This is a genomic window from Nocardioides luti (genome assembly GCF_014212315.1).
Classification (GTDB): domain Bacteria; phylum Actinomycetota; class Actinomycetes; order Propionibacteriales; family Nocardioidaceae; genus Nocardioides; species Nocardioides luti.
Window position 1 is genome coordinate 3,008,566 of the sequence record NZ_JACKXE010000001.1, and the last position, 22,905, is coordinate 3,031,470.

Sequence of the window (22,905 nt, forward strand, 5' to 3'; positions counted from 1 at the left end):
ATGACGATCGTCGGCACTCGTCCGGAGATCATCCGGCTCGCCCGGGTGATGTCCCGGCTCGACGCGACCGAGGGCATCGAGCACGTCCTGGTCCACACGGGCCAGAACTACGACCGCCAGCTCAACGAGGTCTTCTTCGACGACCTCGGGCTGCGCGCGCCCGACCACTACCTCGGCGTGGACACCTCCAGCCTCGGCGCCGTCCTCGGCGGCGTGCTGGTCGGCACCGAGAAGGTGCTGCTCGAGGAGCGCCCCGACGCCGTCCTGGTCCTCGGCGACACCAACTCCTGCCTGGCCACCGTGATGGCCAAGCGGATGCGGATCCCGACGTACCACATGGAGGCCGGCAACCGGTGCTTCGACGAGAACGTCCCCGAGGAGACCAACCGCCGGCTGGTCGACCACGTGGCGGACTTCAACCTCGCCTACACCGAGCACGCGCGCCGCAACCTGCTCGCCGAGGGCCTGCACCCGCGCCGGGTGCTCGTGACCGGCTCCCCGATGCGCGAGGTGCTCGAGAGCGTCCGCGACCAGATCGAGGCCTCCGACGTCCTGGACCGGCTCGGGCTCACCGCGGGCGGCTACTTCCTGGTCAGCGCGCACCGCGAGGAGAACGTCGACAGCCCCGAGCGCCTGCAGGCCCTGCTGGCCTGCATCGAGCGCGTCCACCGGGTGCACGACCTGCCGATCGTCGTGTCGACCCACCCCCGCACGCGCAAGCGCCTCGAGGCCCTGGACCAGCAGGTCGAGGGCGACGTGCGCTGGCTCGACCCGTTCGGCTTCCACGACTACAACCACCTGCAGCTGCGCGCCGCCTGCGTGCTCTCTGACTCCGGCACGATCGCCGAGGAGGCCTCGATCCTGGGCTTCCCGGCCGTCACGCTGCGCGACTCGATCGAGCGGCCCGAGGCTCTCGACACCGGGTCGATCATGATGACGGGCCTGGACCCGGAGAGCGTCGAGCAGGCGGTCCGGATCGCCCTCGACGACGGCCCGGTCACCAGCTCGATGCCGGGTGGCTACGAGATCGCCGACACCAGCAACCGCGTGGTCCGCTTCATCGTCTCGACGGCGAAGCGGCACCACCAGTGGGCCGGCCTGCGCCGCTAGCGGCCGGCCCGCCGGGCCACGCCGGGCTCAGTCCGTCGGGTCGGGACGACGCTCGCGACGACGGGCGCGGGTCTCGCCGACGAAGCACGCACCGATGCCGACGGTCAGCCCGAGCACGGGCGCGAGCGGCAGGGCGAGGGTGCGGGCGGTGCCGCTCGTCGTCTGCGTCGGGTCGTAGGACAGCTCGGGCTCACCCAGCTGACGGGCCTCGACGGCGGGGTTCTTCTCGTCCGGCACGATCGTGGTGTTGATCGTCTCGGTCGTCTGCTCGGCCCAGGCCTCCAGGAAGTCCCGTGCCAGCGTCGCGTCGTTGCTGCCGGCGATCAGCTGGTAGTTGTCGTCGCCGCCGTAGGTCAGCGTGACCCCGCCGAGCCGCGTGTCGCTCCGGTCGATGCCGGACTCCTCGTAGGCCCGCGCCTGCACCTCGCGGCTGAGCGCCACCTGGGCGAAGGTGTACATCTCGCCCTGGATGTACGCCGTCGCGTCGGCCGACGCCGTGGGGGTGGCGGCGGTCGGCACGAAGATGACCGTGACCTGGTAGTCCTGCCACACGCCGGCCACCCGGCCGGTCGGCATCAGGAGCGCGTAGGTCACCAGCGCCACCACGACGACGGCTCCGGCGCTGACGCCCCAGCGCCACCGGCGGCGCAGCGTGGCCAGGATCTCGGTGAACTCCATCAGGTCATGTCCTTCTCGAGAGGAGCCGGGTCGGCGGGCTCCGGCCGGTCGGGGAACTTCGCGACCGCGTAGTAGAGGAGCATCATCACCGCCGTCCCGGTGGCGGGCTGGTAGAGGGTGCCGTTGGCGGTGACGGAGTTCAGCAGCACCATGCCCATGGCCAGGGCCAGGCAGGTGTCGAAGGGCCGGTGCGTCCGTCGCGCCTTGAGGACCAGGCTGCAGGCCGCCACGATCAGCAGCGCCCAGAGCAGGGTGCCGCCGAGGATGCCGTGCACCGACATCGACTCGACGACCTGGTTGTGCGCCATCGGCGCGAGCACGTCGGTGGGCTCGACGAGCGCGGTGTTGCCCATGCCGTAGCCACCGCCGGTGGCCTGCAGGAGCGGCTGGTCGAGGCCGGTCAGCGCCGACCAGTTGGCGGCCGGCAGGCTGGTGAGCCGGTCGAGGATCGAGGGCAGGGCCGGGTCGTAGTTGTTGCTGGCGCTGGGCGTCGTCTCGGTGAAGGCGCTCACCGTGCCGAGGAAGCGCTCCCGCAGCGCGGGGATCGTCACCAGCGCCAGGGTGCCGACGGCCGGGATGGCGATCAGCGGGATGAGGAACTTGCGGTTGTGCCGGTGGGCGATCAGCAGCCCCAGGCCGCCCAGCGCCAGGTTGGCGACCGCGGCCTTCGACAGCGAGAGCATCGCCGGGATGCCCATGCCGGCGACGAGCAGCCACGGCCACCACTTCTTCGCGGCCGGCGCCATCAGGATGAAGAGACCGACCGCGATGCCCTGGGAGGTCACACTCCCGACGAGCGAGGAGTAGCGGACGTCCACGCCGCGCACGAGCGCCGGGGCGAAGAAGCTGATCGGTCCGGTGATGAACTGCAGCGGCAGCGTGAGCGAGGCGACGGTGAAGACCGCGACGCAGGAGGTGACGTTGCGGCGGAACTGGTCGTAGGAGTCGGTGAACGCGACGGCCGCGAAGAGCACCGGCATCACGAACAGGAAGCGCAGCAGGCCGTACGCCGCCCCGTCGAGCGAGCCGAGGATGGCGGTCGTGATGGCCGCGACCACACCCAGGATCATCCAGGTCCACGCGATCCAGCCGCGGTCCTGGAGGTTGCGGACCTTGTCGGTGCGCAGGAAGTGCCAGAAGGCCCACGCGCTGACCAGGCCGTAGACCCCGAGGTAGCCGACCACCGACACGTTGCGCAGCAGGTGCAGGTTGACGACCACGACGACCAGCAGGAAGCGGGCCGTGTTGGTGCGCCACCACTTCTCGGGCAGCCTCAGGCTGGGCCGGCTGAAGGTGGGCCGGCCGAACGTGGGCCTCGTGAAGGACGGCCGCTTGCGGGCCGGAGGGGTGAGCACCTTGGTCATGACGCGGCCACCTGGTGGGGACGGTCCCAGATCGCGGTGCCCACCCGGCGCCGCCGCAGCAGCACCTGGTGGCTCACGAGCGCGAAGAGCACGGCGGGAGCCGCGCCCCCGATCGTGACCGCGAGGGGGGAGATGGGGAGGGCCGCCACCATGAGGAGGAGCCCGACGACCAGCACGGCGACCATGGTGACACCCGTGGTCCGCTCGAGCCCGGTCGTGGTGGCGAGGGCGTAGGTCGGGCCGAGGGCGACCACGGCGACGAGGGAGACGACGAGCACCCGCAGCATCCCGCCGGCCTCGGCGAAGGGGGCCCCGAAGACCGCGCCGAGGATGGCGTGCGGGAAGACGAGCAGCGGGATGGCGACGACCAGGGCGATCGCGGTGGCGTTGCGCGTGGCGGTCCACACCCGGTCGCGGAGCTCGTCGAGGTGGCCCTGGTGGTGCAGCCGGGCGAAGACCGGGGTGAGGTAGGCGATCTGGAGCGTGGGGACCAGGTTCACGAAGCTGGCGAGCGTGTAGGAGCTGCGGAACTCCGCGGCCGCGACGTCCTGGTTGACGGCACCGAAGACCAGGATCGGCATGTAGGCGTAGAGGTAGAAGCCGAGCCCGGTCATCATGAAGGCGGTGAGGCTGGCGCCGTGCTCGCGCAGGTAGTCCCGGACCGGCCGGTTCGGCTCCGCGGCGACGGTGGGGACGCGCGAGAACGCGCGGAGCGTGACCCAGGCGGCCACCAGGCAGGTCATGAAGGTCGCGGAGGAGTAGACGACGAGCGTCTCGGTCAGCGTGACCGAGCCCCGCGCCAGCCAGAGGACGGCGAGCGCGGCGACGGTCAGGCCCGGCACGACGCCGAGCTCGAGCAGCGTGCCGAGCGCGACCTGGCCCAGGCCCCGGAGCCAGGCGCCGCAGACGACCAGGACGTTGAGCGCGAGGACGTTGAAGCCGAGCATGACGCCCATGAAGAGCCAGAGGATCTCCGAGGCCAGGGACTCACGGGTGATGGTGACGGCGATCATCGCGGGGAACGCCGGGACCATGAGCAGGACGAGGGTGCCGATGGTGCCGCGCAGGAGCAGCTTGGCGCGGGCCGGCTCGGAGGCCGCGAGCTTGACCGCGAGGTTCTCCGACCCGAGGCGGGTCACGGTGGCCACCGCGAACAGCGCGGTGTAGATGACGCTCCAGGCGCCGACGGCGAGCTTGTCGCTGCCCTCGGTGAGCAGCCGCGTGACGACCCAGGTGAGCAGGACGCTCAGGAACATCGCGGCACCGCGGGCGGCGATCGCTCCCGAGAGGAGCGTCATCGCCCGCCGGGCCGGCCTCACGCGATCTCCGCGCTGCGGTCCGGTCGCCCGGCGTGGCGGTCCCGGACGCCGAGCCGGGTGCTGAGGAGGTAGAGGACGCGGTACGGCAGCGGCTGGAAGGCCCAGCGCCGCCCGTCGACGACGCGCAGGCCGCGGGCCAGCAGCGTGACGAGCCACGGCCAGGCGAGCAGCGACGTGACGAGGTACAGCAGGCGGTCCGGGAGACCGGAGGCGAGGCCGGGCTCGGTCATGCGCAGCGTCGGGATGCGCCGGCACTCGGGCGCCTTCGCGATCAGCAGTCCTTGGCCGTGGTACGCCGCCTTGTAGAGCTTGCGGGCGAACCCCACGACGTCCTGCTTGACCTCCTGGTGCACGGCCCGGCCGTCCGGGGCCAGCACCAGCCGGGCGCCGTGCTCGCGGGTGACCCGGTGCCCGAACTCGAGGTCCTCGGCGCCGTAGTGCACGAAGTCGGGGTCCCAGCCGCCGCACGCCTCGAAGAGCCGGCGCGACATCGCCATGTTCATGCAGACCACGCGCCACGGCTCGAGCGAGTCCCGGTCCTGGTCGTCGTCGTTGCGGTGCCACTCCTGCTTGAAGTGGTAGTAGTTGCTGCTCGCGACCCAGGCGTCCGGGAAGTCGATCGCGCCGCAGGACACGACGTCGTCACGACCGCCGAGCGCGGCGAGGTGACCGACGACCCAGCCCGACGGGAGCCGCATGTCGTCGTCGGCGAACATGATGACGTCGGCGGTGGCGAGCTCCCCGCCGACGTTGCGCTTGGACGCGAGGCTGTTGACCGTGAGGTGGTAGCTCGCCGCCAGACCCTGGGCGGCAGCGCGCTCGACGACCTCGGCGGCGGACTCGGCCACGGCGGAGTCGACCACGAGCACCTCGATCGGGCCGGGCAGGTCCTTCTGGCGGAGCAGGTCGTCCAGCAGCTCGGCGAGGCCCTCGTGCCGGTTGTGCGTCGGGATCACCACGGTCGCGACAGGGGCTGGCGACGAGCCGAGATCGTGGGTGGACACGTCGGGGAAGGTTACCGGAGACCTGCTGGCCGGCCGCATCACCGACCGGTCACGTAGCGTGGGCGGCCGTTCCGCCCCACCCCGAGGAGAAGCCCCGTGACGTCTCGCACTGCCGCGGTCGTGTGCACCACCCTGCTCGTCCTGGGCGTGGGCGCGACCGGCTGCTCCGCCGGTGGAGGTGGTGACGCGCCGGAGGCCGCACCCTCCGCCCCCGCGTCCTCGACGAAGGGAGCCGCGTCGGCCGCGCCGACCGCCGGTCCGGAGCCGGTGGCGTCCTGCGCCACCACCCCTCCCGCCGGCAGGCTGCCGGCGAGCTTCTGGGGCATGCACGTCTCGCAGCCGATCGGGGCGGACTTCCCGCAGGCGCCGATCGCGGCGGTCAACCTCACGACCGCGCAGACCTACTGGAACATCGTGGAGACGGCGCCGGGCCAGTACGACTTCGCCCGGCTCGACGACATCGTCTCGAACTCCGAGTCCCGCGGGGCCCAGCCGATGGTGGTCCTGGGCTTCACGCCGACGTTCCACGCGAAGAACCCGGCGTCCCCGACCGCCGCCGCCACGATGCCCGACATCGCCGCCTGGCGAGCCTGGGTCACCGCCGTCGTGGGCAGGTACGGCGACCGGCTGGACTACCAGGTGTGGCCCGAGCCCAACATCGTCAGCAACTTCTCCGGCACGCCCGCGCAGATGGCGCGGCTGACCGTGATCGCGGGCGGGATCATCCACGCCAAGGCGCCCGACGCGCTGGTGGTGGCGCCGGCCACGACCCTGCGCCTGGAGTCGCAGCAGCAGTGGATGGACCGCTTCTGGGGCAGCGAGGTCGACGGGGCGCCGGTGGCCGACAGCGTCGACGCGGTCGCGCTCGACCCGTTCCCGCTCCAGGACGGCACCCCCGAGGACTCCCTCGACCTGCTCTGCACGGCCCGGGGGATCCTGGCCGACCACGACGTCGACCTGCCGCTGTGGACCAACGAGATCAACTACGGCGTGCCCAGCGGCGGCACGAGCGACGTCAAGCCCTACCCCGACGCGCAGCAGGTGGCGGTCGTCGGTCGCACCTTCGTGCTCCACGCAGCGGTCGGCATCGACCGCGTCTACTGGCTCGGCTGGTTCAGCTACCCGGCGCTCGCGGTCTCGATGGCGCGGGTCGGGGTGGCCCCGACCCCGGCCGGGCGTGCGTACACCGTCGTCCACGACTGGCTGGCCGGCTCGCCGCGGCCGGTGTGCGAGGTCGAGAAGGGGCTCTACACCTGCCTCGTCGACCAGGGCGACACCGTGCTCCGGATCCTCTGGCGCGAGAAGGGCACCGCCCGGGTGGCGGCGTCGGACGGCGCGACCCGGCTGCGGCTCCTCTCCGGTGAGGACCGTCGGATCAGCGGCGGCGACCCGGTGCGGGTCGGGCAGTCGCCGGTCGCGATCGTCGAGCCGGCCTAGGACCGGAGCTCGATCTCCCACTTCTCGCTCGAGGTGAGCGCATCGGTGTGGAAGGTCAGCACGCCGTCCTGGGAGGTCCAGCCCTCGGGGAGGGACGTGGCCTCGTAGCCGTCCGGCAGGTGCACGGTGATGTCGGCCGACGCGGGGAAGGCCGTGCCCTGCGGGTCGAGCGCGAGGCGGTAGGTCAGCGTGCCGTCGTCGACCTCGGCCGCGTCCGGGACGGTGTACGACGCCGTGAGGTGCGTCGACTCGCCGGGTGCCAGGACGATCTGGTCGCCGACGAAGGAGTGGTCGCGGAACCTGCCGACGTGGTCGTCCCAGGGCTGGTCGCCGAGGGAGAAGTCCTGCACGTCGGCCGAGCCGGGCAGGAACGCCGAGGCGGCCAGGCTGGACCAGCGGGTGAAGTAGCCGGACAGGTAGTCGTCCGCCGGGCGCTGGTCCGGGGGCAGGTCGGTGCCCGGGACGGCGTACGGCGGGGTGTCGTTGTGCAGCAGGACGTCGAGCTCGTCCTTCGCGGTCCCGTCCTCGCCCAGGGTCACGTCGAGGGCGAGGTTGCGGCGCTGGTAGTAGTCGACCTTCGCGCCGACGGTGCTCTGGGTGAAGGCGCCGACGTAGTCGCCCGAGGTGTCGGCGAGGTCGCCGTCGAGGCCGAGCGCGGCGAAGCCGGCCTGGAGGTCCGGGTCCTTCAGGTAGAGCGCGAGGTGGCGGCCGTTCGCCGCGGCCTTGAGTGCCTGGCTCTTGGCGACGTAGTCGCCGTCGGCGAAGAGGGCGCCCTGGAGCGCGGCGACCACGGTCGCGAAGGTCTGGTCCTGGGCTGTCGGGTCGGGGTAGTAGTCGTCGTAGCTGCCGACCAGGATCTTGGTGAGGTTGCTGCCGTTGAGCTCGCCCACCCCGGGCACGGTCGTGGGGCCGGTGGCGTCGAGCACCATGGCCATCGTCACGACGTCGACGGCCATGACGCCGTCGTACCGCACGCCGGTGGCGCTGCGCCAGGCGCGGAGCAGCTCCTCGCCGGACACCGACCAGGACGGGGCGAAGGTCGAGCTGGCGATGCGGGTGTCGTCGCGGTGGAAGGGGTTGCCGCGCACCTTCTTCCAGGTGTGCGGGACGCTCAGCCGCGGGTCCGCGACCAGCGGGAAGGCCTGGCCGATCGTCAGCGTGCCGTCGTCCCAGGTCATCGGGGCGAAGGCCAGCGCCGTACCCCCGGAGTAGCGCAGCTCCGCCGGGTTGAGCATGGCGATCAGGTAGCGCTGCCGGCCCTCGAAGCCGAGGAACGTCGGGAGCTGGTCGAGCAGCGGCTCGAGGTGGGTGAACCCCTCGGCCAGCGGAGTGACCTGCTCCGCCGCGGCGTCGCGACGGGCGCTGATGCTGGCGCTGAGGAAGGGGGTGTTGCCCTTCACCTCGTCGAGCTCGTGGGCGGCGTTCTCCAGGTGCGGTCCCGCCTCGCGGGCCCCCGCGATGACGTCGTCGAGCGTGCTGCGCTCGACCTGGCCGTCCCGGAACAGCGTGGCCTGCTTGCCGGCCACCGAGGGGTAGAGGTCGACCCCGATCGAGGCGACGGACGTGACGTCGTCGAGGGCCTGGACGAGGTGGCGCGCGTCCGCGACCGGGGTGCCGATCAGGGGGATCCTGCTCCACACGTCGCCACCGATCCCCTGGGCGCCGTCCTGGGCCCGGTCGACGTGCGCACGGGCCCGGTCGACGGCGGCCCGGGCGGCGGGGATGTCACCACTGGCCAGGGCGGCCTTCGCCGTCGTGAGGTCCTCGTTGGCCGCCTGCGCCTCGCCGGGCACGTGCCGCAGCGGGATCGCGAGCAGGAGCAGGGCGCCACCCAGGAGGACGAGGACGCCGAGCGCGATCGTGATGCGGCGGCGCCTGCGTGACGGGTGAGGAGTGGTGGTCGACACGCCGTTCATGGTCTCAGACGGGGGTCGGGTCCCTTCAGGGCGCTGCGGGGCGGGGCAGGTCGACGGGGTCCGGGTCGAGCAGCAGGCTCGGTGCGAAGCCGTCCCACGCGCCGCCGGCCCGGTCCGGGTCGAGGAAGTAGTCGGCGTTGGCCTCCCAGGTGTGGCCGCTCTCCCGCCGGGCGAGCACGTAGTTGAGCCCGTGGCCGCGGTAGACCGAGCCGCCGGCGGACAGGACCGAGGCCGTCAGGGAGGCGTCGACGTACCGCCGCGAGCGACGGAAGCCGCTGAGCTCGTCGAGCCGGGCCCGCTCGATCATCATCGTGCCGCCCGCGACGAAGCGCGGGTAGCACTCCGAGCGGTCCGCCCGCCGCACGGTGCGGTCCAGCTCGTGGAGGTAGACGAACTCCGCGGTGGTGCCGACCAGGTCCGCGCCCGAGTAGTGCCGGGCGAGCAGCAGGTCGGCGACGTGGTCGCGGCCGTACCAGTCGTCGTCGTCCATCTTGAGGACCAGGTCGCCCGACGCCACGGCCACGCCGGCGTTGAGCACGTCGCCGAAGACCGCCTCGGGCGGTGTCGGGAGGAGCGTGGTCGGGTGTCCCGCCAGCTCGGCGACCCGGGCCGGGTCCGGGTCGAAGCCGTGCGTCATCACGACGAGCTCGAGGTCGGCGCCGCGCTGCCGGGCGACCTGGCGCAGCGCGAAGTCCAGCTGCTCCTCCCGCTTGGTGGCGAGCAGGACCGTGCAGGTGGGGAACGACCGGTGGGGGAGGCCGGCCCGCTGGGCCAGACGGGCGCGCCAGGCGAGGGACGAGTGGCCGAGCAGCGCGGCGCGGCGCAACCGGACGCTGTGCTCCTCGCGCCGCAGCGGGTCGGTCAGGTCCACGGCGGTGGTCAGGGCCGTGGCGAGGTCGTCGCCCAGGCGGGCGCGCGCGTCGGCGTCGAGCGCCTCGACGGTGACCGGGACGCCGGCCATCGCCAGCGCGGCGACGGCCCGGACCAGGCCGGGGGAGGAGTCGACGTACGCCGTGGCGACGCCGGCGCGGTCGCGCAGCGTCGCCACGAGCTGCGCGGTCACGCCGCGGGCGACGTCGACGGGGAGGTCCAGGTCCCCCTCGGGCGACCGGAGCCGCAGCCCGGCGACGGGGTCGACCGTGAGTCCGACGACGCCGTGCTCCGGGCGCTGCACGAAGCCGGTCGGGTTCAGCACGCCCTCGTCGAGGGGGCCGCCGACGAGGTCGGGGTCGGTCACGACGGTGGCGGGTCGTCCGGTCACCGGGTGCTCCGGCAGGCCCGCGGCCGGTGCGGTGGTCAGGACGACGTCGGGCGGGACGCCGACCTCGGGGTCGGCCGCCTCGGTCGTCGCGCCCAGCACGTGCAGCCCCGGGTCGGCCGGCGGTGCGGTGTCGGGGCCGCGGGTGGTGCTGGCGACGAAGAGTCCGCCGTTGTGGGCGCGGGTCGGGGTGCTGGCGCGGGCCAGCTCCTCGAGGACGAGGTGGACGCCGACGGGCCGCTCCCAGCGCAGGACCGTCAGCCGGTCGCCCGACGCCAGGGTCCGTGCGTTGACGGACGTGAGGGGCGGCCACTCCGGGCGCGGGACCAGGACGGGGGGTGCCGCCGCCTCCACCAGGAGGCAGCCGATCCTGCGTGCCCGGCCGAGGCGGGGCAGCACCGACACGGCACGACGCAGCGCGGCGGCATCGGCGACCGCGACCAGCACGGCGGACCAGCGCTTCGTGGGCTCCGGCACGTCGCCGCCGACGGTGGCCACGGCCAGGCCGTCGCAGGACAGTCCGCGGACCGCGGCCGCGGCCGTCTCGTCGTGGAGCACGAGGACCTCGCCGGCGGCCTGGTCCAGGAAGGTCTGGAGCGCGGGCTGCGCACGGTCGGGAGGCGTCACAGGGGTGCGGGCTCCGGGCGGTCCATGGCGGCAGTCTAGGTGTCGGAGAGCCGGATCCCGGCGGGCCGGCGGACCCACGACGAGGGGGGTCGGTGACGGCTGTCCCGCAACTCACTGGTAGCGGGACAATGAGACACGGATTTTTTTATCGTTCGAAGGTACCCGTAACCTGTGAACTTATTCTCGTTGATCCTCATCAGACACGCGTGATCGCGAGAGTCCGATCACTCCCGGCACTGCCGAGCGCGGTGGGGACAATCTGACGAAAACGGGGTTCGAAATGTCCGAGCTGGTGCCGCGACTGCGGCGTCACCGTGCACTGCTGTCGGTCGGCTACGACGTGGCGGCGTGGTTCACCGCCTACTTCGCCTTCGCCTGGCTGCGCATGGACGGCGTGGTCTTCCGCGCCCCGTGGCCCGAGATCGGCCTGATGGCGCTGATGACCGCGGTGCTCTATCTCGTGCTCGCCACCCCCGTGCGGCTGCACCAAGGTCGCGCCAACACCGCCAGCCTCGAGGAGATGGTCCTCCTCGGCCTCACGGTGATGAGCGCCGGCGCCGTCGTGTCCGTGCTCAACCTCTGGCTCCAGTGGATCCCGCGCACCATCCCGGCCGGGGCCACCCTGGGAGCCCTCGTCCTCGCCGCCTGGGGCCGCGCGCTCTGGCGGCGCCTGCGCGAGCGCGACGACGAGGGCCTCGAGGCCCAGGGCGTCACCAGCGTGCTCGTCATCGGTGCCGGTGAGGCCGCCCGCGAGCTGGTCGGCAGCATGCTCCGCGACCCGTCGCGGACCTGGCGCCCGCTCGGCCTGCTCGACGACGACCCGCGCAAGCGGCACCTGCGGATCCGCAGCATCCCCGTCCTCGGCACCATCGCCCAGCTCGGCGAGATGGTCAGCCGGACCGGCGTCGGCACGATCGTGATCGCGATCCCGAGCGCCGACGCCGACACCGTCGACCGGATCCGCGTGGCCGCCTTCCAGGCCGGCGTCACCGTCAAGGTGCTGCCGTCGACCACCCAGCTGCTCACCAACCACGTCGGCATCCGCGACCTGCGCGACATCAACCTGACCGACGTGCTCGGTCGGCACCAGCTCGACACCGACATCGAGGGCATCGCCGGCTACCTCACCGGCCGCAAGGTCCTCGTCACCGGCGCCGGCGGCTCCATCGGCTCCGAGCTGTGCCGCCAGATCCAGCGCTTCGAGCCGGCCGAGCTGATGATGCTCGACCGCGACGAGTCGGCCCTGCACGCGGTCCAGCTCTCCATCCACGGCCGCGCGCTGCTGGACTCCGACGACGTCATCCTCTGCGACATCCGCGACCAGCAGGCCGTCAACGCCGTCTTCATGGCGCGGCGCCCCGACGTGGTCTTCCACGCCGCCGCCCTCAAGCACCTGCCGATGCTGGAGCAGTACCCCGCCGAGGCGGTCAAGACCAACATCAACGGCACCCGGATCGTGCTCGACGCCGCCGACCTGGTCGACGTCGACCGCTTCGTCAACATCTCGACCGACAAGGCCGCGAACCCGTCCAGCGTGCTCGGCTACTCGAAGCGGATCGCCGAGCGGATCACCGCCGACCGGGCCCGCCACGCCTCCGGCACCTACCTCTCGGTGCGCTTCGGCAACGTCCTGGGCAGCCGCGGCTCGGTGCTGACCAGCTTCGCCGACCAGATCGCCAAGGGCGGCCCGGTCACCGTGACGCACCCCGACGTGACCCGCTTCTTCATGACGATCGAGGAGGCGTGCCAGCTGGTCATCCAGTCCGCCGCCATCGGCCGTCCCGGCGAGGCGCTCGTGCTCGACATGGGCGACCCGGTCCGGATCCTCGACGTCGCCCGCCAGCTGATCGAGCAGTCGCACCTGCCGGTGCAGATCGAGTACACCGGTCTCCGCGAGGGCGAGAAGCTGCACGAGGAGCTCTTCGGCGACGACGAGCCGCAGGACGTCCGCCCGGCGCACCCGCTCGTGTCCCACGTGCCCGTGCCGGCGATCTCGGACCACACGACGCTGCGCCTGCCCACGCAAGGCAGCCGCGCCGCCGTGATGGAGGCGATGGCCGACCTGTGCGTCATCACCCTCCCGGACGACGAGGTCCTCGACGCCACGGCGCAGGACCTCAGCGCCCGCCGCTGACGCTCCCGCCGCGGCCGCTCACTCGACGAGCGGCCGCGGCTGCGCGGGCAGCCACACCTGCGCCACGTGGTCGACGACGTGGACGCCTTCGGGCGCCTCGATGCGGTGGACGCCCTCGAGGTCGGCGAACCGGCCCTCCTGCAGGGCCGTGAAGACGAGGTTCTCGCGCACCTTGCGCGGCGAGCGCACCAGGTCGGTCTCCTCCGAGGTGCTCCAGTGGGCGAACTCGTCGCTGTCGAGCCACTTGAGCTCGAAGCAGACGCCCTGCGGCAGCACCATCCGGCGTACGTCGTCGGGCGCGGTGCGGATCTCCCAGTCGAAGCCCTTCACGTAGACGTAGTCCGGCCCCTGCGGGTGGATCCACGGCTCGGCGTTGCGCAGGCCGGCGTCGAAGTAGCCGACGCGGTCGCTCTCGACGTAGAGCGGCAGGTGCTGGAAGGCGACGAGCGTGTCCGCGCTCTCGAGCTGCCAGAGGGTGTCGGCCAGGACCGCGATGCCCTCCGGCGTGAGCACCATGTCGCCGTCCCACTTGAGCGAGTAGCGCGTGCGCACCTGCGAGAAGGACCAGTTGTAGAAGTGCGTGAGGCTGTGGACCGAGTCGCCGGGGGTGGCCAGGTGCTCGGGGCCGCAGCGGCTGACGGCGTACGGGTAGTCGAGGACCTCGAGGCCCGCGAAGCCGTGCGTCTCGGCCAGCTGCCGGGCGACCTCGGCGGTGCCGTCCGTCGACTGGTTGTCCACGACCACGATGCGGTCCAGCGCGCGGAACAGCGGCGGCAGCACCCAGGGAAGGTTGCGTGCCTCGTCGCGGAGCCGCAGCACGGCGGTGATGCCCGGCTGCGGGGCCTCGTGGGCCCAGGGCCAGTCCACGTCGAGGCCCGGGAGGCCCTCGACGTTGCGGATCAGCTCGGCGCTCACCGGCGACCGAGCAGCCCGCGGGCGCGGCTGGAGAGCGAGGGGGCAGCGTCGTCGGCGGGCTCGTCGGCGGCCGGCGCCTCGACGGGGGCGGGCTCGGGCGCCGGGGCGGGCGTGCTCGCGCCCGCCTTCTTCTTCGGCGGACGCTGCCGCCGGGCCGCCTGGATGCTGGCGGTGACGAGCGCCTCCGCCTCGCCGTAGAGCCTCGCGTAGGCCTCGCGGGCGTCGTCGAGCGCCGCGTGCACCTCGGGGGACTCCTCGGCGTCGTCGACGAGCCGGTTCATCAGCCGCCACGTCTCCTCGGCGATCGCGCGCAGCGGGGCGGGCAGGTCGACGTCGTCCCAGGTGGTGCGCACCCGGTGCAGGTCGGGGTCGATCAGCTCGTGCACCCGGCGGATGTTGCGGGCGTTGGCGCTGCGCACGCCGTCGAGGCCCAGGGTCGCGCCGAGGCGGTAGACGGGCACGGTCCAGTCCTCGAGGAGGTCGGCGTACCGCACGAAGCCGCGCCGCGAGCCGCGCGTGGCCCGCTCGGTGTGCAGCATCTGGTTGATCCAGCTGGCGGCGCGGGCGACCTCGCTGACCTGGGAGGAGTAGTAGGTCTTCTTGCTGCCGATGACCTCGGCGGGCGCGCGGAGGGTGATGGCGTACGTCGCCTCGACGTCGCTGCGCAGGGCGGCGGAGCGCCACAGCCCGATGAACCACGCGAGCCGCGGGTCCTTGACGACCACTTCACGGACCTCGTCGGTGAACTGGCCGTCGAGCCAGACCCGGGCCTCCTCTCGGAGCCTGTCGTTGGTGGCGACCTTGCCGGTGTCGAACCACGCGCTCGGCCGGCCGTCCGCGACGCCGACGTTGGCCTTGCGCAGCAGCCGGTCGTGGAAGTCCACGACCCACTGGGACTCGCCGAAGCCCTTGGGGTTGGTCTCGTCGGGCGCGACCTCGGGCTGGGGGACGTGCAGGCCGAGGGTCTGCAGGCTGCACGCCAGCGCGCTGGTGCCGCTGCGGCCGGAGCCGACGATGAAGACCGCCCGTCGGGGGCCGGGCTCGAGGACGGGTCCACTGTCCGGGGTGGAGCTGGTCACCGACACTTCCCTTCGTCGACCGCGGTGGTCCACACTATCGGCCGTCTGGGGGAGGCGCTGTCACACGATGTTCACCGGCTGTGTCAGCAGGAGGACAGAGGGCTCGACAGAGTGGTGCCAGCATTATTCTCGATCTGACCGATGCACTTTGAGTGGGGGAACATCGATGGCCCGGAGCAGCAACCCTGTCGACCAGCACCGCCGGACGCGCGCCGTCCAGATCACCCTCGCGGTGATCGTGGTCCTCATCGCGCTGGTGCTCGCCTACAAGGCCCTCACCATGGAGTGACGCTTCCCGGTCGCGTCCCTCGGGCCCTACCGCTCGAGCAGCAGCGTCACCGGGCCGTCGTTGACCGACGCGACCCTCATGTCCGCGCCGAACACGCCGCGGGACACCCGGGCGCCGAGCCGCTCGAGCTCGGCGCAGACGGCGTCGTACGCCGGCTCGCTGACCGGCCCCGGCGCGGCCGCCTGCCACGTCGGGCGCCGACCCTTGCGGGCGTCGCCGTACAACGTGAACTGGCTGACCACCAGCACCGGTGCGTCCACCTCGGAGGCGGACCGCTCGTCGCGCAGCAGCCGCAGCTCCCAGATCTTGCGCGCCGTCCAGGCGACCTCGTCGGGGCCGTCGGTGTGGGTCACGCCGAGGTAGACGAGCAGCCCCGGCTCCGTGATCGCGCCGACGATCTTCCCGTCGACGGTCACGCTGGCCTCAAGAACTCGCTGCAGGACTGCCTTCATCCGCAAGACCTCCACTCCGCATTCGATCTCGTCGGCTTCACTCTGGCAGCATGGGCTCGTGAGCACCGTCCCCGCCGACCGCCTGCTGATCACCGTCGCCCCGACCGGGGCCGAGACCACCAAGGCGGACTGCCCCCAGCTGCCCACGACGCTGGAGGAGCTCGTCGCGACGGCCCGGGCGTGCGAGGCGGCCGGCGCCGCCATGATCCACGTGCACATCCGCGACGACGAGCACCGGCCGACGCTGGACCTCGGGCGGCTCACCGCCACCGTCGAGGCGCTGCACGAGAGCACGGACCTCGTCGTCCAGCTGTCGACGGGCGGGTCGGTGCACGACCCGCTCGACCAGCGCCTCAAGGTGCTCGACGCGAAGCCCGACTCGTGCAGCCTCACCATGGGCACCACCAACTTCGGCGACGACGTCTTCTCCAACCCGTGGCCGTTCGTCTGCGAGCTCTACCAGCTCAGCCAGGATCGCGAGGTGGTCCCGGAGTTCGAGCTGTTCGACCTCGGACAGGTGCACGCGATGCACCGCCTGCTCGACCGCTACGGCCTGCCGTACGGCGGTCGAGTGCACTGCGACTTCGTGATGGGCGTCCCGGGCGGGATGCCCGGCACCGCGGACGCGCTCGTCGCCGGCGTCAACGCCCTCCCCGAGGCCGTGACCTCGTGGTCGGCCACCGGCATCGGCCGCTCGACCCTCCCCGTTGGGCTCGCCTCGCTGTCCAAGGGCGGTCACCTCCGCGTCGGCATGGAGGACGTGCTCACGATCAGCCGTGGGGTGCCCGTCGACAGCAACGCCCAGCTGGTCGAGCGCGCCGTCGAGATGGGTCGCCTGGCGCAGCGCACGCCGATGACCACGGACGAGGCCCGCCAGCTCCTCGGCGTCTGAGGCACGGTCGGCCCGACAGCGGCCCTCGGGTCGTCTGAGAGGATCGAGTCCATGAGTCGACGCGAGCGCCGGACCCGCAGGAGCCCCCGGAGCCGCGTGGTCCGCCGGGTGGTCGCCGGCCTCGCGCTGGTCGTGGTCGTCCTCGTGCTGCTCGCCGGGTGGCAGCTCGTCCAGGCCGCCCGCGAGGTCTCCCAGGCGAAGGCGCAGGCCTCGTCGATGAAGGCCGCCCTGTCCGGACGCGACTTCGTCGCCGCGCACCGCGACGCCGAGGCGCTCGGCGCGACCGCTGCCGACCTGAAGGGCCGCACCGACGGCCTGACCTGGTCGGCCATGAGCGCGCTGCCGGTCGTCGGCTCCGACCTCGACGCCCTCGCCACGGCTTCCCACGGCCTGACCGGCGTCGCCCAAGGCGCGGAGCAGGTCACCTCCGTCCTCGCCAAGCCGCACGGCCTGCTGAAAGGCGACCGCGTGTCGATCAGTGCGGTGCGCACGATCGCCGCCGCAACCGACGCCGCCGCCCGCGGGCTGGGCGACCTCGACACGGCCGTGACCGCGCTCGAGGACTCCAAGTTGCCCCCGGTCCGCGCCAAGGCGACGGACCTGGGTGCCCAGGTCGACGCCGGGCTCGAGGGCGTCGAGAAGTTTCAGCCCGTCATCCGGCAGGCACCGGCCCTCCTCGGCGCCGGCGGCACCCGCCACTACCTGCTGGTGTTCCAGAACAACGCCGAGGTCCGGGCCACCGGTGGCCTGTTGGGCTCGGCGGCGCGGATCACGGCCGACCGAGGTCGCCTCACCCTGGAGCAGAGCTTCTCGCCGGTGCTGAAGACGGAGCAGACCAAGGCGTCGTTCGATTTCAGTGCGAGTGAGCGGGCGCTCTACGGCCGCGACCTCGACCGAGGTGCGGTGTTTCTCAACTCCATGCCCGACTTTCAGCGCACGTCAGAACTTCTTCGTCAGGGTTGGTCCAGTTGGTTCGGCAATCAACTGGATGGAGTGATTTCCGTCGATACCGTGAGCCTCAGTTACCTCCTGCGGGCAACCGGGCCACTCAACGTGCTGGGCGAGTCGCTGACTCCCGACAACGCCGTCGACAGCCTCCTCTCCACTGCCTACTCACGGTATCCGGACAATGCCGGGCAGGACCGATTCTTCTCTGCGGTTGCTGCGAAGCTCTTTTCAGGCGTCACGAATGGAGACGTCGACACGGCGGCTCTGTTCACGGCGTTTCGGCGGATGGCCGACGAGTCACGGTTCCAATCGCAGTTCTTTCTCCCCGGTGCGAGTGCGGTGGATGTGGATCCCTTCGGTGACGAGGACGTCAAACGATCGGCTGTGACCGTTGGGTTCAACAACACATCGGGTGACAAGATGAGTTTCTACCTACGCCGAACGGTCAAGGTGCGGTCGATCTCGTGCAGCGGTGACGGCCAGATTCTTCGAGGTAGAGCACTTCTGTCGTCCTCGGCTCCTGTCGGCGGAGTCGGACTCGCGCCGCGGGTGACCGAGGTGCGACCGCCCAACCAGTACGGCGGCGTTTGGCACCATGTTCCTCTGGGATCACAGCTCGTGCAGGTGGTCATCCGAGCCCCAGCCGGCGGTCAAGTTGGTGCCGTCGAGGTTGACGGTCGGCGGAGGTCAGTCGCTCGCGCGGAGCAGGGCGGCAACGACGTTGTGACGCTCTCTGTCCAGGTACCGGCTCAGGAGTCGCATGTGGTGACGTGGGATATGGCCACGCCTAATCGTCCAGGGGACATCGACCTTGTGGTTACTCCCGGAGTCGAAGCGCGTTCAGCATCGTCTGTGGCAAGTTCCTCATGCTCGTGAGCTCAACGAGCACGCCGCGTCCGTAATGATGATGTGACACGGGTGGGCTAGCCTTCGGGCGGTATGCCGACGAGTGAATGGTGCTGTTGATGGATCTGCGTGACCACGTCCGGATGCTCATCCTCCACTGGTTGGGCGTGCTGATCATCGTCGCGCTCGTGGTGGCGGGGGCTTCGGCCTACACCTTCACCCGCACCAAGATCTACGCCGCCGAGGCCACCGGCTTCGTGAACACGGGCGGCAGTACGAACGCCGCGCTCGGGTCCGTGGGTGACGAGCTCTCCAAGTCGCGGGCGACGTCGTACGTGTCGATCGCAAAGAGCCGGGCCGTGGCGCAGCAGGTCGTCGATGACCTGGGTCTGGACACGGATCCCTCGACGTTGGTGGGCGACATCTCGGTCGAGCAGCCGCTCGACACGGTGCTGATCCAGATCACGGCGAGGGAGAGCTCCCCCGAGGGTGCTCAGGAGCTGGCCGACGCCTGGGTCGAGGCGCTGGCCACCCAGGTGAAGAAGCTCGAGGACCCCAACGGCGCCGAGCGCGTGGGCACCCCGCGCGTCCAGGTGTACGGCGCTGCCGCACTGCCGTCGAGTCCGGTGTCACCCAAGCCGCTCCGCAACCTTGTCCTGGCCCTGCTGCTGGGGCTGGCCCTCGGCTACGGCTACGCACTCCTGCGCCACAACCTCGATCGACGCCTGCGCACCCCGCAGGTCGTCCAGGACCGGTTCGACGTCGCCGTCATGGGCAGCGTGCCCATGGCGGGCGTGCTCGGGCACGAGCCCGGTGAGCGCGCCGAGCTCGCGCTCGAGGTCGGGGACGGAGCCCAGCGTCAGCGGGAGGCGGCCGAGGCCTTCCGCAAGCTGCGCACCAACCTCATCTTCATGGAGGTCGACAACCCGCCGAGGGTCATCGTCGTGACCAGCCCGCAGCCAGGCGACGGCAAGTCGACCGTTGCCGCCAACCTCGCTGCCGCGGTGGCTGTGAGTGGACAGCCGGTCATCCTGGTCGATGGCGACCTGCGTCGGCCAACCGTCGGCGGCTCCTTCCAGGTGGACCAGGAGATCGGTCTGACCGACGTGCTGGTGGGCCGGCTCAAGCCGTGGGAGGCGCTCCAGCCATCAGCCGTGAGCGACAATCTGCAAGTCATGTCGGCGGGGCGCATCCCGCCGAACCCGAGCGAGCTCCTCGGCTCGCAGGCCATGAAGTCGCTTCTCGCCGAGCTGTCCAGCAAGGCGATGGTGATCGTGGACGCCCCGCCGCTCCTCCCGGTCACCGACGCTGCGATCCTCACCGCGGCCGCCGACGGCGCCCTGGTCGTCATCTCGGCCGGTCGCACCCTCGACGCCGAGCTGTCCCAGGCCCTGGGGCACCTCGCGTCGGTCAACGGCCGGGCGCTCGGGATCATCATGAACAAGTCCAGCCGCCGGACGACCGGGGGCTACTACTACTACGAGTCGTCGTACTACGGCACAGACGACGACAAGAAGGCCACGCGCAAGCGGGCGGGCCGTCGATCCTCGCCGAAGCGGTCGCGAGGTCGGAGCAAGGCGTGAGCCAGTCGGATGACCCCGAGATCGTCTGGAGGCATCATCCGGACGTGGCGCACGTCGACAGCGGGGACCGGATCGCTCTCCTGGACCTGCGGCACCCCGAGCAGCCTCCGTTCCTTCTCGAGGGGACAGCGGCCCTAGTGTGGCGCGGTGTCAACGGCCACCGCAGCGTTGGGGAGATCGTGGCGTCATTGGCGGCCGAGTTCGACGTTGCTCGAGAGCAGGTGGCGGCCGACATCGGACCCTTCCTCGAGGACCTCCAGCGACGTCACCTCATCAGCCAGGCTGAGCTCGAAGGTCTACATGGTCAAGCTTGACGAGCCTCCCGTTGTCGCCACCGTCGAGGCCATGGAGTGCGTGGTGCGCATCGAGTGCACCGGTCCTGGTGCTGGTGACCTGATGGAGCAGGTGGAGCGGGCCTGGACCCGGTGTCGGGTGCCCGACGGACTTCCACCGGACATCACCCTTCCGGTGAGCATCGCGTCGTTGGCAGAGGAGTCGACGATTCCCGATGCCGGCCCATCCGGAGAGATGTTGGCGGAGGCGCTCGAGGCCCTGACTCAGCTCGTGACCATCGAGGCGATCACATGGCACGCCGGTGCCCTGCTGATGCTGCACGCTGCGGCCCTGGCGGATCCGACGAATGGGCGCACCGTACTCTTCGTGGGGCCATCCGGGATGGGCAAGACGACGGTGGCGCAGCGGCTCGGGCAGCAGTTGGGTTACGTCACCGACGAGACGGCAGCGCTGACGGCGACCAGACGACTCCTGCGCTACCCCAAGCCACTCTCGATCATCGCGGGCGACGGAGCGAAGGAGCAGGTCTCACCCGATGAGTTGGGGTTGGTCGCCGCGCCGGACGACCTCGAGATCGCGGCAGTGGTGCTGCTCGACCGAAGGACGGACGCCCTACCCTTCCTGGAGCCGGTGCAGAGCGCTGAGGCAGTCGCCTTGCTTGCCGAGCACACGTCTCACCTAGCCGATTTGCCCGATCCACTACGCCGGCTAGGCGCGCTCTGCGACTCGGTCGGGGGAGCCCTTCGGGCGACCTACCGCGACACGGATCAGTTGGGCGCACTCGTCGTACAGCTGCTGGGAGCCGGCGACCCGGGGGTCAGCTCGTGAGGCTGGTTCTGGGTGACCTGAAGGATCAGTACACCGATGGGGACGGAGTCACCGTCGTGATGGTCGGCCAGCGGGTCCTCCTTCTCTCTCCCTTGGCGTCCGAGATCCTGCGGTGCCTGTCAGGGACGCCTGTCGAGCTCGAGAGTGTGGCGACGCACGTGCGCGCGGTCTTGGGCGAACCGCCCACCAACGTGGCTGCTGAGGTGCTGTTGCAGGCTGTCGCCCGGGACCTGGCAGGGTCAGGCATCATTCGGATTGTTTCGCCAACGTGAAAATCTGAGAACGATGACAAACATCACCCGACTTCGGGATAGAGTCCTCTCAACGCACCATGGGGACCGACTTTTGGAGACGATGATGGACAACAACCTCGACGCAGTCGACGCGAATGAGCAGACCGTGGGCGGCCTGAGCCGCCGGTCTGTTGTGCGCACCGCGGCTCACGCCGCTTGGGTAGCGCCCGCGATCGCGGTCGCCACTGCCGCGCCCGCGCTTGCTGTTTCGGGCAAGAAGGCCAAGGTCAAGGTCAAGCAGACCGACGCCGAGTACGACACCACCACCACCGGCAAGGGCAAGAAGAAGAAGAAGTTCGTGACGGGCTTCTCGTTGACGACCGTGGTAGCGAACAACGGCAATGGCGACACTGATGGGCCGGCTACGCTCACCGTCTCCTTCTCCAAGGAGAAGTCGGGCCCGTTCTCGAAGCCCCCGACGCTTGAGAAGTACAACGAGGGCAAGTGGACGCTGTCGGGCAAGCCCACGGCCTACACGTTCACGTTCGTCAGCAACGGCCCGATCGACGCACACGACGACAAGGCCTTCCGCTCGGAGTACAGCTTCAACAAGCCCAAGTACGACCAGGGCCCGGCCACCTCGGTCAGCGTTGCGGCATCAGCCACCAAGGGTGGGGCCGACTCTGACACGGTCAAGCTCCCGAAGTTTGACTACGACAAGTAAGGCCCCGTGACAGCGCTTCGGCTCGAAGAAGCTGTCCCACTTGGATACGCCATGATCTCCCGCGTCGCACATGACGCGGGAGTTCGTGCGTTGGCGATCAAGGGCCCGATTCTCGCGGAGCAACGTCTGCGATCATCACGGATTCAATCGATCGACATCGATGTCTTGATCCCCCCGTCTGAGCGAGACAGGTTCCTTCGAGTGCTTTCGGCGCAGGGTTGGCACGATCAACAAGCGCCCGACAAGGGGAGCATTCTGGGCTCGCACGCAGTCTCGCTTGCGAACGTGCGCTGGCCTGCGGAACTGGACGTCCACGTAAATTTTCCTGGCATGTTGGAGGACTCCGAAACCGTCTTCCGCGAGCTGTGGAGGCGCCGGGTGACGGAGGTCGTCGGTGGAGGGCCTGTGATCGCTTCAGACCCTGCCAGCAGCGCCATCATTGCGGGCTTGCATCTCTGCCGAGACGGGGATCAAGACGGTCTCACCGACCTCGCAGGTCGAATCGCGTGCGTGTTATCGGACCAGATGCGTTCGGACCTGAAGAGTCTCGCTGCCAACGTGGGCGCAATGGAAACGCTCCGCCCCTTGCTTGAGATGTTGGGTGTGGACGCTCCTGTCGCTCGGCCTTCGGCTGACCTTGAGCTCTGGCGGCTGCGTGTTGGGGCTCCGGTGGTTGGCGTTCCACTCATCGTGGATCTCATGCGTTCGCCATGGAGATCGGCGCCCAGTGTCTTGGCGAGATACTTGAACCCCGATGACCGAGAACTGGGAGAACGATTCCCGTCCGAGGCGCAATCTCCGCGTCGGCTGAATAGGTTGAGACTACGCAGGATCGCGGTCGGAGTGATCTCGATGCCCCGCGCAGTCATCGCCGCGCGCAGCTACTTGTGGATCAGCATCAGGTCTAGGTCCGCGACCCTGCTGGGACGGCTTCCGCGACCGCAACGCAGCCATTCCGAACCTCCGAAGACCTGA

The 22,905-nt window shown here is 70.7% G+C and carries 21 protein-coding genes; 12 read left to right on the top strand and 9 right to left on the bottom strand.

Annotated elements, in window-relative coordinates:
• Nucleotides 1-1,110 (top strand): non-hydrolyzing UDP-N-acetylglucosamine 2-epimerase, encoded by a 1,110-nt coding sequence (wecB, locus tag H5V45_RS14285; RefSeq protein WP_185254663.1) that lies wholly within the window; start codon nucleotides 1-3, stop codon nucleotides 1,108-1,110.
• A 27-nt stretch (nucleotides 1,111-1,137) separates the two neighbouring features.
• Here the strand turns inward: wecB and H5V45_RS14290 are convergent, their stop codons facing one another.
• From H5V45_RS14290 to H5V45_RS14305, 4 genes are read right to left on the bottom strand one after another with little or no spacing between them, the layout of a single operon-like run.
• Nucleotides 1,138-1,788, bottom strand: coding sequence for a YveK family protein (locus H5V45_RS14290; RefSeq protein ID WP_185253542.1), 651 nt, complete (start codon nucleotides 1,786-1,788; stop codon nucleotides 1,138-1,140).
• Entirely contained in the window at nucleotides 1,788-3,152 is a 1,365-nt protein-coding gene (locus H5V45_RS14295; protein ID WP_185253543.1) for a hypothetical protein, read from the bottom strand. The genes H5V45_RS14290 and H5V45_RS14295 overlap by 1 nt, the downstream gene beginning before the upstream one ends.
• Complete coding sequence (locus tag H5V45_RS14300; protein WP_185253544.1) at nucleotides 3,149-4,471, bottom strand: lipopolysaccharide biosynthesis protein; 1,323 nt, start codon at nucleotides 4,469-4,471, stop codon at nucleotides 3,149-3,151. The genes H5V45_RS14295 and H5V45_RS14300 overlap by 4 nt, the downstream gene beginning before the upstream one ends.
• Nucleotides 4,468-5,475, bottom strand: coding sequence for a glycosyltransferase (locus H5V45_RS14305; RefSeq protein WP_185253545.1), 1,008 nt, complete (start codon nucleotides 5,473-5,475; stop codon nucleotides 4,468-4,470). Before H5V45_RS14305 ends, H5V45_RS14300 begins: the two co-directional genes overlap by 4 nt.
• 96 nt (nucleotides 5,476-5,571) lie before the next feature.
• Here H5V45_RS14305 and H5V45_RS14310 point away from each other — a divergent pair, with 96 nt between their 5' ends.
• Nucleotides 5,572-6,912, top strand: a complete 1,341-nt coding sequence (locus H5V45_RS14310; protein ID WP_185253546.1) for a hypothetical protein — start codon at nucleotides 5,572-5,574, stop codon at nucleotides 6,910-6,912.
• Here H5V45_RS14310 and H5V45_RS22405 read toward each other — a convergent pair.
• Both H5V45_RS22405 and H5V45_RS14320 read right to left on the bottom strand, forming a co-directional pair.
• On the bottom strand, nucleotides 6,909-8,819 hold the full coding sequence (locus tag H5V45_RS22405) for a DUF4012 domain-containing protein (protein WP_185253547.1): 1,911 nt from the start codon (nucleotides 8,817-8,819) through the stop codon (nucleotides 6,909-6,911). The genes H5V45_RS14310 and H5V45_RS22405 overlap by 4 nt on opposite strands.
• A 34-nt stretch (nucleotides 8,820-8,853) precedes the next feature.
• Nucleotides 8,854-10,713, bottom strand: coding sequence for a glycosyltransferase family 2 protein (locus tag H5V45_RS14320; RefSeq protein WP_185253548.1), 1,860 nt, complete (start codon nucleotides 10,711-10,713; stop codon nucleotides 8,854-8,856).
• Between the two features lie 280 nt (nucleotides 10,714-10,993).
• Here H5V45_RS14320 and H5V45_RS14325 point away from each other — a divergent pair, with 280 nt between their 5' ends.
• Nucleotides 10,994-12,847 carry a nucleoside-diphosphate sugar epimerase/dehydratase gene (locus H5V45_RS14325; RefSeq protein WP_185253549.1) on the top strand — a complete coding sequence of 618 codons (1,854 nt, stop codon included), beginning with the start codon at nucleotides 10,994-10,996 and terminating at the stop codon, nucleotides 12,845-12,847.
• Between the two features lie 18 nt (nucleotides 12,848-12,865).
• On the opposite strand, the gene H5V45_RS14330 is transcribed toward H5V45_RS14325, so the two are convergent.
• Nucleotides 12,866-13,762: a glycosyltransferase family protein gene (locus H5V45_RS14330; RefSeq protein WP_185253550.1), complete on the bottom strand. Its 897-nt coding sequence runs from the start codon at nucleotides 13,760-13,762 to the stop codon at nucleotides 12,866-12,868.
• The gene (locus H5V45_RS14335) at nucleotides 13,759-14,841 is read right to left on the bottom strand and encodes a sulfotransferase family protein (RefSeq protein ID WP_185253551.1); all 1,083 of its coding nucleotides are present in this window, start codon (nucleotides 14,839-14,841) and stop codon (nucleotides 13,759-13,761) included. Before H5V45_RS14335 ends, H5V45_RS14330 begins: the two co-directional genes overlap by 4 nt.
• Nucleotides 14,842-15,007: 166 nt before the next feature.
• Here H5V45_RS14335 and H5V45_RS22410 point away from each other — a divergent pair, with 166 nt between their 5' ends.
• The gene (locus tag H5V45_RS22410; RefSeq protein WP_281385835.1) at nucleotides 15,008-15,130 is read left to right on the top strand and encodes a hypothetical protein; all 123 of its coding nucleotides are present in this window, start codon (nucleotides 15,008-15,010) and stop codon (nucleotides 15,128-15,130) included.
• Between the two features lie 26 nt (nucleotides 15,131-15,156).
• Here H5V45_RS22410 and dtd read toward each other — a convergent pair whose 3' ends face one another.
• Complete coding sequence (gene dtd, locus H5V45_RS14340) at nucleotides 15,157-15,582, bottom strand: D-aminoacyl-tRNA deacylase (RefSeq protein ID WP_185253552.1); 426 nt, start codon at nucleotides 15,580-15,582, stop codon at nucleotides 15,157-15,159.
• Nucleotides 15,583-15,640: 58 nt separating this feature from the next.
• Here dtd and H5V45_RS14345 point away from each other — a divergent pair, with 58 nt between their 5' ends.
• The 8 genes from H5V45_RS14345 to H5V45_RS22880 all read left to right on the top strand — a co-directional run bounded on the left by H5V45_RS14345 (nucleotide 15,641) and on the right by H5V45_RS22880 (nucleotide 22,905).
• Entirely contained in the window at nucleotides 15,641-16,474 is an 834-nt protein-coding gene (locus tag H5V45_RS14345; RefSeq protein WP_185253553.1) for a 3-keto-5-aminohexanoate cleavage protein, read from the top strand.
• A gap of 51 nt (nucleotides 16,475-16,525) precedes the next feature.
• Nucleotides 16,526-18,298 carry a DUF4012 domain-containing protein gene (locus H5V45_RS14350; protein WP_185253554.1) on the top strand — a complete coding sequence of 591 codons (1,773 nt, stop codon included), beginning with the start codon at nucleotides 16,526-16,528 and terminating at the stop codon, nucleotides 18,296-18,298.
• 89 nt (nucleotides 18,299-18,387) lie between these two features.
• On the top strand, nucleotides 18,388-19,851 hold the full coding sequence (locus tag H5V45_RS14355) for a tyrosine-protein kinase domain-containing protein (protein WP_185253555.1): 1,464 nt from the start codon (nucleotides 18,388-18,390) through the stop codon (nucleotides 19,849-19,851).
• On the top strand, nucleotides 19,848-20,165 hold the full coding sequence (locus H5V45_RS14360) for a PqqD family peptide modification chaperone (RefSeq protein WP_185253556.1): 318 nt from the start codon (nucleotides 19,848-19,850) through the stop codon (nucleotides 20,163-20,165). The genes H5V45_RS14355 and H5V45_RS14360 overlap by 4 nt, the downstream gene beginning before the upstream one ends.
• Nucleotides 20,152-20,973, top strand: coding sequence for an ATP-binding protein (locus tag H5V45_RS14365; RefSeq protein WP_185253557.1), 822 nt, complete (start codon nucleotides 20,152-20,154; stop codon nucleotides 20,971-20,973). The genes H5V45_RS14360 and H5V45_RS14365 overlap by 14 nt, the downstream gene beginning before the upstream one ends.
• On the top strand, nucleotides 20,970-21,245 hold the full coding sequence (locus tag H5V45_RS14370) for a hypothetical protein (protein ID WP_185253558.1): 276 nt from the start codon (nucleotides 20,970-20,972) through the stop codon (nucleotides 21,243-21,245). The genes H5V45_RS14365 and H5V45_RS14370 overlap by 4 nt, the downstream gene beginning before the upstream one ends.
• Before the next feature lie 85 nt (nucleotides 21,246-21,330).
• Nucleotides 21,331-21,930 carry a hypothetical protein gene (locus H5V45_RS14375; RefSeq protein WP_185253559.1) on the top strand — a complete coding sequence of 200 codons (600 nt, stop codon included), beginning with the start codon at nucleotides 21,331-21,333 and terminating at the stop codon, nucleotides 21,928-21,930.
• Nucleotides 21,931-21,981: 51 nt separating this feature from the next.
• On the top strand, nucleotides 21,982-22,905 hold the full coding sequence (locus H5V45_RS22880) for a nucleotidyltransferase family protein (protein ID WP_185253560.1): 924 nt from the start codon (nucleotides 21,982-21,984) through the stop codon (nucleotides 22,903-22,905).

Excerpts from the sequence above, each read along its gene's own strand:
- wecB (WP_185254663.1), top strand. The coding sequence starts at position 1 with ATGACGATCGTCGGCACTCGTCCGGAGATCATCCGGCTCGCCCGGGTG.
- H5V45_RS14290 (WP_185253542.1), bottom strand. The coding sequence starts at position 1,788 with ATGGAGTTCACCGAGATCCTGGCCACGCTGCGCCGCCGGTGGCGCTGG.
- H5V45_RS14295 (WP_185253543.1), bottom strand. The coding sequence starts at position 3,152 with ATGACCAAGGTGCTCACCCCTCCGGCCCGCAAGCGGCCGTCCTTCACG.
- H5V45_RS14325 (WP_185253549.1), top strand. The coding sequence starts at position 10,994 with ATGTCCGAGCTGGTGCCGCGACTGCGGCGTCACCGTGCACTGCTGTCG.
- H5V45_RS22410 (WP_281385835.1), top strand. The coding sequence starts at position 15,008 with ATGGCCCGGAGCAGCAACCCTGTCGACCAGCACCGCCGGACGCGCGCC.
- dtd (WP_185253552.1), bottom strand. The coding sequence starts at position 15,582 with ATGAAGGCAGTCCTGCAGCGAGTTCTTGAGGCCAGCGTGACCGTCGAC.
- H5V45_RS14350 (WP_185253554.1), top strand. The coding sequence starts at position 16,526 with ATGAGTCGACGCGAGCGCCGGACCCGCAGGAGCCCCCGGAGCCGCGTG.
- H5V45_RS14355 (WP_185253555.1), top strand. The coding sequence starts at position 18,388 with ATGGATCTGCGTGACCACGTCCGGATGCTCATCCTCCACTGGTTGGGC.
- H5V45_RS14365 (WP_185253557.1), top strand. The coding sequence starts at position 20,152 with ATGGTCAAGCTTGACGAGCCTCCCGTTGTCGCCACCGTCGAGGCCATG.
- H5V45_RS14375 (WP_185253559.1), top strand. The coding sequence starts at position 21,331 with ATGGACAACAACCTCGACGCAGTCGACGCGAATGAGCAGACCGTGGGC.
- H5V45_RS22880 (WP_185253560.1), top strand. The coding sequence starts at position 21,982 with ATGATCTCCCGCGTCGCACATGACGCGGGAGTTCGTGCGTTGGCGATC.